This window comes from Salinivibrio proteolyticus (assembly GCF_027286365.1).
Taxonomy (GTDB): domain Bacteria; phylum Pseudomonadota; class Gammaproteobacteria; order Enterobacterales; family Vibrionaceae; genus Salinivibrio; species Salinivibrio proteolyticus.
This window is the reverse complement of record NZ_CP114584.1, coordinates 298,278-307,500: the sequence shown is the minus strand read 5'-3', so window position 1 is coordinate 307,500 and position 9,223 is coordinate 298,278. Positions and strand designations below refer to the sequence as shown.

The window sequence follows — 9,223 nt, the reverse complement described above, 5'->3', positions numbered from 1 at the left end:
TACGATGGCTGCTGTTGCGATTGAGTTGACGACCACTCTTACGATGGCGCATGACCTAATCCTTCTAACTAAATAATCAGTATCTGATTAATCTTCAGCGATTGATGCTGGCGGCCAGTTTTCTAGGCGCATGCCTAGAGACAGACCACGTGAAGCCAGCACGTCTTTAATTTCAGTCAAAGACTTCTTACCAAGGTTTGGCGTTTTCAGAAGCTCAACCTCAGTACGCTGTACCAGATCACCGATATAGTGAATCGCTTCTGCTTTCAAACAGTTGGCAGAGCGAACAGTTAGTTCAAGATCGTCTACAGGACGCAGTAGGATCGGATCGAACTCTGGCTTCTCTTCTTTCTCCTCAGGGACGCGCACGTCTCGCAGGTCAACAAACGCATCTAGCTGTTCAGCTAGGATGGTTGCTGCACGGCGAATCGCTTCCTCAGGATCCAGTGTACCGTTAGTTTCCATATCGATAACAAGCTTGTCGAGGTCAGTACGCTGTTCAACACGTGCTGCTTCAACTTTGTAAGCAATACGGTCTACTGGGCTGAACGTTGCATCAACAAGCAAGCGGCCGATTGGACGCTCGTCGTCTTCGCTGTGAATGCGCGCAGACGCTGGTACATAGCCACGACCACGCTCTACCTTGATACGCATGCTAATTTCAGCGTTTGCATCAGTCAGGTGGCAGATAACGTGTTCTGGGTTCGCAATCTCAACACCACCATCATGGGTGATGTCGCCTGCAACAACAGGGCCTGCACCAGACTTGGTCAGAGTAAGGATAACTTCATCTTTACCCTCAACCTTAACGGCTAGGCCTTTAAGGTTAAGTAGGATTTCCAGGATATCTTCCTGAACCCCTTCTTTGGTGCTGTACTCGTGCAGTACGCCGTCAATTTCAACTTCCGTCACCGCACAGCCTGGCATTGATGAAAGTAGGATACGACGTAGCGCATTCCCCAGAGTATGGCCAAAGCCACGCTCTAGAGGTTCAAGAGTTACTTTTGCGTGCGTAGAGCTGACTTGTTCGATATCAACCAGACGCGGCTTAAGAAATTCTGTTACAGAACCCTGCATTATGTCCTCTCTTTAGTTTAGCCTTACTTAGAGTAAAGCTCGACGATCAGGTGTTCGTTGATGTCAGCAGACAAATCAGAACGCTCTGGTAGGCGCTTGAATGTGCCTTCCATCTTCTTGCTGTCTACTTCGATCCAAGTTGGCAGCTCGCGCTGTGCAGCGATTTCTAGTGCTGCTTTGATGCGCGCTTGGTTCTTAGCTTTCTCACGAATGCTAACAACGTCGTTTGCCGAAACCTTGAAAGAAGGTACGTTAACAACTTTGCCGTTAACTAGGATCGCTTTGTGGCTTACCAGCTGGCGAGCTTCGGCGCGAGTTGCACCAAATCCCATGCGGTAAACTACGTTGTCTAGGCGACCTTCAAGAAGCTGAAGCAGGTTTTCACCTGTATTACCTTTAATACGGGCAGCATCTTTGTAGTAGTTACGGAACTGCTTTTCCATTACGCCGTAGATACGACGTACTTTTTGCTTCTCGCGAAGCTGAACGCCATAGTCAGACAGACGGCCGCGACGCTGACCGTGAACGCCTGGGACGTTATCAATTTTACACTTGGTATCAATCGCGCGTACGCCTGACTTAAGGAACAAGTCAGTACCTTCGCGACGGCTAAGCTTCAGCTTAGGACCCAAATATCTTGCCATGATCTTTCTCCAATATTCTAAGAAACAGCACTAAGCGTGATTAAACGCGGCGTTTCTTAGGTGGACGACAACCGTTGTGCGGGATCGGAGTCGCATCAACAATGTTAGTGATGCGGTAGCCCGCCGCGTTCAGGGCACGGATAGTGGATTCGCGACCTGGACCTGGACCTTTAACCATCACTTCGAGGTTTTTCAGGCCGTATTCTTTCGCCATCTCACCACAACGCTCTGCAGCAACCTGTGCAGCATATGGAGTCGACTTACGAGAACCACGGAAACCTGAACCACCGGCAGTAGCCCATGCTAGAGCGTTGCCTTGACGGTCAGTGATCGTAACGATTGTGTTGTTGAAAGACGCATGAATGTGCGCAACGCCATCAGCAACTTGCTTGCGTACGCGTTTACGTGCGCGAGTTGGTTGTTTAGCCATAGTACTTACCTACCCCGATTATTTCTTGATCGGTTTGCGCGGACCCTTACGGGTACGTGCGTTGGTCTTCGTACGCTGACCACGAAGTGGCAAGCTGCGACGATGACGCAAACCGCGGTAACAGCCAAGGTCCATAAGACGCTTGATGTTCATGGAAATTTCACGACGTAGATCGCCTTCTACAGTGTACTTGGCTACACCGTCACGCAACTGGTCGATCTGCTCTTCTGATAGTTCACTGATCTTAGTGCTTTCAGCAATACCTGCTTCGGCTAGGATAGCCTGAGAGGTAGTTTTGCCGACACCGTAAATCGCAGTCAGTGCGATTACAGCGTGCTTTTGATCAGGAATGTTAATGCCTGCTATACGGGCCACTATTCACTCCTAGTACTTTTCAAGTAGAACCGCTGCAGAGCCCGTTGAGGATACGCAGCGGCATAACCACTTCTTTTGCACATACAAAAGGTGGGCTGGCTAATGTAGCCAGCCTGACCTCATTTTGCAAGAAAAATATTCTGCTATTAGCCTTGGCGCTGCTTGTGCTTAGGCTCACTGCAGATCACGCGAACGACACCGTTACGCTTGATCACTTTACAGTTACGGCAGATTTTCTTAACGGAAGCACGAACTTTCATTGCTAAACTCCGTAAATAGACAACCTATTAGCGGCCGTAGCCTTTAAGGTTGGCTTTTTTCAACACGGACTCATATTGTTGAGACATCAAATGAGTCTGAACTTGAGCCATAAAGTCCATGATTACGACTACTACGATAAGTAGTGATGTACCACCAAAGTAGAAGTGGACATCCCACGCAATCATCATGAACTCGGGGATCAGACAGATAAAGGTAATGTACATGGCGCCCGCGAGGGTCAAACGTGTCATCACTTTATCAATGTATTTAGCAGTCTGCTCACCCGGGCGAATACCAGGTACGAACGCTCCTGACTTCTTCAAGTTATCTGCCGTTTCACGAGGGTTAAACACCAACGCTGTATAGAAAAAGCAGAAGAAGATAATCGCCGCCGCATAAAGTATTACGTAAGCCGGTTGGCCAGGACTTAGTGCCAAAGACACGTCGGTCAGCCAGCTTGTCTGATCACCCTTACCAAACCAGTTAGCAAGTGTGCCAGGGAACAAAATAATACTTGATGCAAAGATCGCTGGGATAACCCCTGCCATGTTAATTTTCAGTGGCAAGTGCGTGCTTTGCGCTGCAAAGACACGACGACCTTGTTGGCGCTTCGCATAGTTAACGACGATACGACGTTGACCACGCTCCATGAAGACCACAAAGTAGATTACCGCCAACGCGATAACAGCAATACCTAGCAAGAGAAGCGGAGACATGTCGCCTTGACGCGCTTGCTCTATTGTCTGTCCAATTGCCGGTGGCAGACCTGCGACAATCCCGGTGAAAATAATCAGCGAGATACCATTACCAATACCGCGTTCGGTAATTTGTTCACCCAACCACATCAAGAACATGGTGCCTGTGACCAAACTGACTACCGCAGTAAAGTAAAAAGCAGGACCTGGATTAATCACCAGACCTGGCATCATACTTGGTAACCCGGTCGCAATTCCAATTGCTTGGAAGGTTGCCAACACAAGCGTGCCGTAGCGGGTGTACTGGCTTATCTTACGACGGCCAGATTCGCCCTCTTTCTTCAACTCCGCTAACGCGGGGTGAACCACTGACAGTAACTGGACAATGATCGATGCCGAGATGTACGGCATGATCCCCAGTGCCAGTATCGAAGCACGCTCAAGGGCACCACCAGAGAACATGTTTACCAAGTCAATGATGGTCCCTTGTTGCTGTTCGAACAGATCGGCAAGTACAGCAGCGTCAATACCAGGAATTGGCACAAAAGAGCCGGCACGGAATACCAATAATGCCATAGCTACAAAAAGTAGACGGCTTTTCAGCTCCGCGATCCCGCCTTGTGCACTACTGAAGTTTTGTCCTGGTTGTTTTGCCATCTGTACCTCGTCCTCGAGCTAAATTATTCCTCGATTTTACCGCCTGCAGCTTCGATTGCCGCTTTAGCGCCTTTAGTGACACGAACACCTTTAACAGTCACAGCGCGAGCGATTTCACCAGACAGTACGATTTTCGCCGTACGGGTGTCTTGTGCAACAACGTTCGCTGCTTTTAGTGACTCTAGGCTTACCACGTCACCTTCAACTTTTGCTAGTTCGCTTAGGCGAACTTCAGCAGAAGTTAGGCTCTTGCGCGATGTAAAACCAAATTTTGGCAGACGCTGTTTCAAAGGCATTTGACCGCCTTCGAAACCTGGGCGTACAGAACCACCTGAACGTGATTTCTGACCTTTGTGACCACGGCCACCAGTTTTACCCAGACCTGAACCAATACCACGGCCTACACGCTTAGCAGAAGGCTTTGAGCCTGCAGCCGGAGATAGAGTATTCAAACGCATGTGATTACTCCTCCACTTTAACCATGTAGTTGACTTGATTGATCATACCGCGCACGCACGGAGTATCTTCAAGTTCAACAGTGTGGTTGATGCGACGTAGGCCCAAGCCACGCAGGGTCGCTTTGTGCTTCGGCAAACGGCCGATAGCGCTACGAGTCTGTGTTACTTTAATTGTCTTAGCCATGTCGTATTACCCCAGAATTTCGTTAACAGGCATGCCACGCTTAGCAGCTACCATCTCTGGAGACTTCATACCACCCAGACCATCGATCGTTGCACGAACGATGTTGATTGGGTTGGTAGAACCGTATGCTTTGGCCAGAACGTCTTGAACGCCCGCAACCTCAAGCACAGCACGCATCGCACCACCGGCGATGATACCCGTACCTTCTGATGCTGGCTGCATGTACACTTTAGAACCAGTGTGGCGGCCTTTAACAGCGTGGTGAAGAGTACCGTCTTTCAGCGCTACAGTAATCATGTTACGGCGCGCTTTTTCCATTGATTTCTGAATCGCTGCTGGTACTTCACGGGCTTTACCGTAGCCGAAACCAACGCGACCGTTACCATCACCAACCACAGTCAGGGCGGTGAAGGTAAAGATGCGACCACCTTTAACCGTTTTAGATACACGGTTTACAGCGATCAGCTTTTCATGCAAATCACTTTGTTGTTTATCGTTAGCCATCTTCCACCTACCTTAGAATTTCAGACCAGCTTCACGGGCAGCATCTGCCAGTGCAGCCACACGGCCGTGGTATTGGAAACCGGAACGGTCAAAAGCAACAGCTTCGATGCCTTTTTCCTTCGCACGCTCAGCAATGATTTTACCTACTGCTGCTGCGGCGTCTTTGTTACCGGTGCTCTTAACTTGTTCACGGATCGCTTTTTCTACGGTAGAAGCAGCGGCGATGACTTCCGCGCCGTTACCAGCGATAACCTGTGCGTACACATGACGTGGAGTACGGTGTACCACCAGGCGAGTCGCACCCATTTCCGCGATCTTGCGTCGTGCTTTGGTCGCACGACGGATACGAGATGCTTTCTTATCCATAGTGTTACCTTACTTCTTCTTAGCTTCTTTAGTACGCACAACTTCGTCAGAGTAACGAACGCCTTTGCCTTTGTAAGGCTCTGGCTTGCGGTATGCGCGGATTTCAGCAGCGACCTGGCCAACCGCTTGTTTATCAGCACCGCTGATAACAATTTCAGTTTGGCTTGGGCACTCTGCCTTAATACCCTCAGGTAGAACGTGTTCTACTGGGTGAGAGAAGCCAAGTGTCAGGTTAAGTTTGTTACCCGCAACAGTTGCACGGTAACCAACACCCTTCAGGATTAGCTTCTTGGTAAAGCCTTCTGTCACACCAACAACCATGCTGTTAACCAGTGCGCGAGCAGTACCAGCATGAGCCCATGCTTTAACGTGCTCTACACTTGGTGCAAAGGTAATGGTGTTGTCTTCTTGGTTTACTTTCACCATATCGTGAAGCGTACGGCTTAGTTCGCCTTTGCTTCCTTTTACAGTGATGTCCTGACCGTTAAGTTTCACCTCTACGCCGGCAGGAACTACGACAGGTGCTTTTGCAACACGAGACATTTCCTACTCCTTATTACGCTACGTAGCAGATGATTTCACCGCCCAGACCCGCTTTGCGAGCTGCGCGATCGGTCATCAAACCTTTCGAAGTTGAAACAACTGCAATACCAAGGCCACCCATCACAGAAGGAAGCTCATCTTTCTTTTTGTAGATGCGCAGACCTGGACGGCTAACACGTTGGATTTGCTCGATAACTGGTTTAGATTCGAAGTATTTCAACGTCACTTCCAGTTCAGGCTTGGCATCGCCACTTACAGCGTACTCAGCCACGTAACCTTCTGCTTTTAGTAGCTCAGCAATTGCCACTTTCAGCTTTGACGAAGGCATTTTTACAGCAACTTTTTTTGCTGCCTGACCGTTGCGAAGGCGGGTCAGCATATCCGAGATCGGATCTTGCATGCTCATAAGTCTTTACTCCCGTGATTCAATTACCAGCTTGCCTTACGCAGACCCGGAATCTCGCCTTTCATGCAAGCTTCACGAACCTTGATTCGGCTTAGGCCGAATTTGCGTAGGTAGCCATGTGGACGACCAGTCTGGTTACAGCGGTTACGCTGACGAGACTTCGCAGAATCACGTGGTAGCGACTGAAGCTTCAGGACTGCGTCCCAACGCTCTTCGTCTGACGTGTTTACATTCTTAATGATCGCACGCAGGTTATCACGCTTTTCAGCGTAACGGGCTGCGAGCTTCGCACGCTTTACATCGCGTGCTTTCATGGATTTTTTAGCCATAACAGTAACCCTTCACCTTACTTACGGAATGGGAAGTTAAAGGCAGCCAGCAGAGCTCGACCTTCCTCATCAGTACCTGCAGTGGTAGTGATAGTAATATCAAGACCACGGATACGATCGACTTTATCGTAGTCAATCTCAGGGAAGATGATTTGCTCGCGAACGCCCATGCTGTAGTTACCGCGACCGTCGAACGCTTTCGGGTTCAGACCACGGAAGTCACGGATACGAGGAACTGCGATTGCGATTAGACGCTCAAAGAAGTCCCACATACGCTCGCCACGTAGGGTTACTTTACAACCAATCGGGTAGCCCTCACGGATCTTAAAGCCTGCAACTGACTTACGTGCTTTGGTGATCAGCGGCTTTTGACCAGAAATTGCGGTCATATCAGCAGCTGCATTTTCAAGCAGTTTTTTGTCGTTCAGAGCTTCGCCCACACCCATGTTAAGGGTGATCTTTTCGATCCTTGGGACTTGCATGATGCTCTTGTAGCCAAATTGCTTAGAAAGCTCAGCTACAACGGTCTCTTTGTAGTAATCATGCAGTTTCGCCATTGTACTACTCCAGAATTACTTAATAGTTTCGCCAGTCGATTTGAAAAAACGTACTTTTTTGCCGTCTTCAAATCGGAAGCCTACACGGTCACCTTTACCAGCTGCTGCGTTAAAGATTGCCACGTTTGAAACGTCAATAGCGGCTTCTTTTTCTACGATGCCACCTTGAACGCCCAGAGCCGGTACAGGCTTCTGGTGTTTCTTAACGAGGTTAATACCTTCAACGATAACTTTACCGGTCGGTAGAACCTTAGATACTTTACCTTTCTTGCCTTTGTCTTTACCGACAAGAACGATAACTTCGTCGTTACGACGGATTTTAGCTGCCATGAGATCGCTCCTTACAGAACTTCAGGCGCCAGAGACACAATCTTCATGAACTTTTCAGTACGAAGTTCGCGTGTCACAGGGCCAAAGATACGTGTGCCGACTGGTTGCTCGTTCGTGTTGTTCAACAACACGCAAGCATTACGGTCGAAGCGAATGACAGAGCCGTCTGGACGACGTACGCCTTTACGGGTGCGAACTACCACCGCCTTAAGCACATCACCTTTTTTCACTTTACCGCGTGGAATTGCTTCCTTAACGGTAACTTTGATGATGTCGCCAACATGGGCGTAACGACGGTGAGAGCCACCCAGAACCTTAATACACATTACACTGCGAGCGCCGGAGTTATCGGCTGCGTCCAGCATACTTTGCATTTGGATCATTGTTAGTGCTCCGCTGTTATTACATCTAGACCCATCTCGGGTCGGGCTGCCTTATTACAAGGGCGGCGAATAATAACACTATTTTGACCGGATGGGTAGATAAAAAAATAAACGGCCCCCCAAATGAGAGCCGTTTGACTTATATTGTTTGAAAAATCGCTTAGATGCGCGCTTTTTCAACAACGCGAACCAATGTCCAAGACTTAGTCTTAGAGATTGGACGACACTCACGAACTTCTACAGTGTCACCTTGGTTACACTCGTTAGATTCATCGTGAACGTGCAGCTTGGTCGTGCGCTTGATGTACTTACCGTAGATAGGGTGTTTCACAAAACGCTCGATAGCAACAACGATAGTCTTATCGCCTTTGTCGCTGACAACGCGACCTTGCTGAGTGCGGATGTTCTCGCTCATTATGCGCTAGCCTTCTCAGTCAATACGGTTTTAACACGTGCGATATCGCGACGAACAGCTTTAAGAGTGTGAGTTTGCTGAAGCTGGCCAGTAGCCGCTTGCATGCGCAGGTTAAACTGCTCACGCAGCAGACCCATCAGCTCTTCGTTCAGCTGCTCAACAGTCTTTTCACGTAGTTCTTGTGCTTTCATCACATCACCGCCTTAGTTACGAAAGTGGTTTTGATCGGTAGCTTACGTGAAGCCAGTTCAAACGCTTCGCGAGCCAGTGATTCAGGAACACCATCCATTTCGTACAGGACTTTACCTGGTTGGATTTGGGCAACCCAGTAATCTACTGAACCTTTACCCTTACCCATACGAACTTCCAACGGCTTACCAGTAATTGGTTTGTCTGGGAAGATACGGATCCAGATTTGACCCTGACGTTTAATGTGACGAGTCATCGCACGACGAGCCGCCTCAATTTGACGCGCAGTGATACGACCGCGACCAACAGCTTTCAGGCCATAGGTACCGAAGCTTACGTCAGTACCGTGCGCCAGACCGCGGTTACGACCTTTAAAAGTCTTGCGGAACTTAGTACGTTTTGGTTGAAGCATCGATAGAC

The 9,223-nt window shown here is 49.0% G+C and carries 20 protein-coding genes (1 of these 20 running past the window's edge); all 20 read right to left on the bottom strand.

What is annotated here, in order from left to right:
* Positions 1-52: the 5' end (the start) of a 50S ribosomal protein L17 gene (gene rplQ, locus N7E60_RS01565; RefSeq protein WP_069590805.1), read on the bottom strand. 335 nt of this gene lie to the left of the window's left edge; 52 of the gene's 387 nt are visible here — the first part of the coding sequence; the start codon lies at positions 50-52; its stop codon lies off the left edge, out of view.
* 35 nt (positions 53-87) lie between these two features.
* Complete coding sequence (locus N7E60_RS01560; RefSeq protein WP_069590802.1) at positions 88-1,077, bottom strand: DNA-directed RNA polymerase subunit alpha; 990 nt, start codon at positions 1,075-1,077, stop codon at positions 88-90.
* Between the two features lie 23 nt (positions 1,078-1,100).
* Entirely contained in the window at positions 1,101-1,721 is a 621-nt protein-coding gene (gene rpsD, locus N7E60_RS01555) for a 30S ribosomal protein S4 (RefSeq protein ID WP_069590800.1), read from the bottom strand.
* Between the two features lie 40 nt (positions 1,722-1,761).
* Positions 1,762-2,151: a 30S ribosomal protein S11 gene (rpsK, locus tag N7E60_RS01550; protein WP_077458138.1), complete on the bottom strand. Its 390-nt coding sequence runs from the start codon at positions 2,149-2,151 to the stop codon at positions 1,762-1,764.
* Positions 2,152-2,169: 18 nt separating this feature from the next.
* Complete coding sequence (gene rpsM, locus N7E60_RS01545; RefSeq protein ID WP_069590796.1) at positions 2,170-2,526, bottom strand: 30S ribosomal protein S13; 357 nt, start codon at positions 2,524-2,526, stop codon at positions 2,170-2,172.
* A 146-nt stretch (positions 2,527-2,672) separates the two neighbouring features.
* On the bottom strand, positions 2,673-2,786 hold the full coding sequence (rpmJ, locus tag N7E60_RS01540) for a 50S ribosomal protein L36 (RefSeq protein ID WP_000868186.1): 114 nt from the start codon (positions 2,784-2,786) through the stop codon (positions 2,673-2,675).
* Positions 2,787-2,813: 27 nt separating this feature from the next.
* Positions 2,814-4,139 (bottom strand): preprotein translocase subunit SecY, encoded by a 1,326-nt coding sequence (gene secY, locus N7E60_RS01535; RefSeq protein ID WP_269597946.1) that lies wholly within the window; start codon positions 4,137-4,139, stop codon positions 2,814-2,816.
* 23 nt (positions 4,140-4,162) lie between these two features.
* Complete coding sequence (gene rplO / locus N7E60_RS01530; RefSeq protein ID WP_077458133.1) at positions 4,163-4,597, bottom strand: 50S ribosomal protein L15; 435 nt, start codon at positions 4,595-4,597, stop codon at positions 4,163-4,165.
* A 4-nt stretch (positions 4,598-4,601) separates the two neighbouring features.
* On the bottom strand, positions 4,602-4,781 hold the full coding sequence (gene rpmD / locus N7E60_RS01525; protein WP_069590791.1) for a 50S ribosomal protein L30: 180 nt from the start codon (positions 4,779-4,781) through the stop codon (positions 4,602-4,604).
* A gap of 6 nt (positions 4,782-4,787) precedes the next feature.
* On the bottom strand, positions 4,788-5,285 hold the full coding sequence (gene rpsE, locus N7E60_RS01520) for a 30S ribosomal protein S5 (protein ID WP_069590790.1): 498 nt from the start codon (positions 5,283-5,285) through the stop codon (positions 4,788-4,790).
* Positions 5,286-5,297: 12 nt separating this feature from the next.
* Complete coding sequence (gene rplR, locus N7E60_RS01515) at positions 5,298-5,651, bottom strand: 50S ribosomal protein L18 (RefSeq protein ID WP_021024479.1); 354 nt, start codon at positions 5,649-5,651, stop codon at positions 5,298-5,300.
* Between the two features lie 9 nt (positions 5,652-5,660).
* Entirely contained in the window at positions 5,661-6,194 is a 534-nt protein-coding gene (rplF, locus tag N7E60_RS01510) for a 50S ribosomal protein L6 (RefSeq protein WP_167313895.1), read from the bottom strand.
* Between the two features lie 13 nt (positions 6,195-6,207).
* The gene (gene rpsH / locus N7E60_RS01505; RefSeq protein ID WP_069590786.1) at positions 6,208-6,600 is read right to left on the bottom strand and encodes a 30S ribosomal protein S8; all 393 of its coding nucleotides are present in this window, start codon (positions 6,598-6,600) and stop codon (positions 6,208-6,210) included.
* A 23-nt stretch (positions 6,601-6,623) separates the two neighbouring features.
* On the bottom strand, positions 6,624-6,929 hold the full coding sequence (gene rpsN, locus N7E60_RS01500) for a 30S ribosomal protein S14 (RefSeq protein WP_069590785.1): 306 nt from the start codon (positions 6,927-6,929) through the stop codon (positions 6,624-6,626).
* Between the two features lie 17 nt (positions 6,930-6,946).
* Positions 6,947-7,486 (bottom strand): 50S ribosomal protein L5, encoded by a 540-nt coding sequence (gene rplE, locus N7E60_RS01495; protein WP_069590782.1) that lies wholly within the window; start codon positions 7,484-7,486, stop codon positions 6,947-6,949.
* A gap of 15 nt (positions 7,487-7,501) precedes the next feature.
* Complete coding sequence (rplX, locus tag N7E60_RS01490) at positions 7,502-7,816, bottom strand: 50S ribosomal protein L24 (protein ID WP_069590772.1); 315 nt, start codon at positions 7,814-7,816, stop codon at positions 7,502-7,504.
* Positions 7,817-7,827: 11 nt separating this feature from the next.
* Positions 7,828-8,199 carry a 50S ribosomal protein L14 gene (gene rplN / locus N7E60_RS01485; protein ID WP_069590770.1) on the bottom strand — a complete coding sequence of 124 codons (372 nt, stop codon included), beginning with the start codon at positions 8,197-8,199 and terminating at the stop codon, positions 7,828-7,830.
* 160 nt (positions 8,200-8,359) lie between these two features.
* Complete coding sequence (gene rpsQ, locus N7E60_RS01480; RefSeq protein ID WP_069590768.1) at positions 8,360-8,614, bottom strand: 30S ribosomal protein S17; 255 nt, start codon at positions 8,612-8,614, stop codon at positions 8,360-8,362.
* A complete protein-coding gene (rpmC, locus tag N7E60_RS01475) occupies positions 8,614-8,805 on the bottom strand; it encodes a 50S ribosomal protein L29 (protein ID WP_069590766.1) in 192 nt (63 codons plus the stop codon). Before rpmC ends, rpsQ begins: the two co-directional genes overlap by 1 nt.
* Positions 8,805-9,215 carry a 50S ribosomal protein L16 gene (rplP, locus tag N7E60_RS01470; RefSeq protein ID WP_069590764.1) on the bottom strand — a complete coding sequence of 137 codons (411 nt, stop codon included), beginning with the start codon at positions 9,213-9,215 and terminating at the stop codon, positions 8,805-8,807. Before rplP ends, rpmC begins: the two co-directional genes overlap by 1 nt.
* Positions 9,216-9,223: the final 8 nt, after the last annotated feature.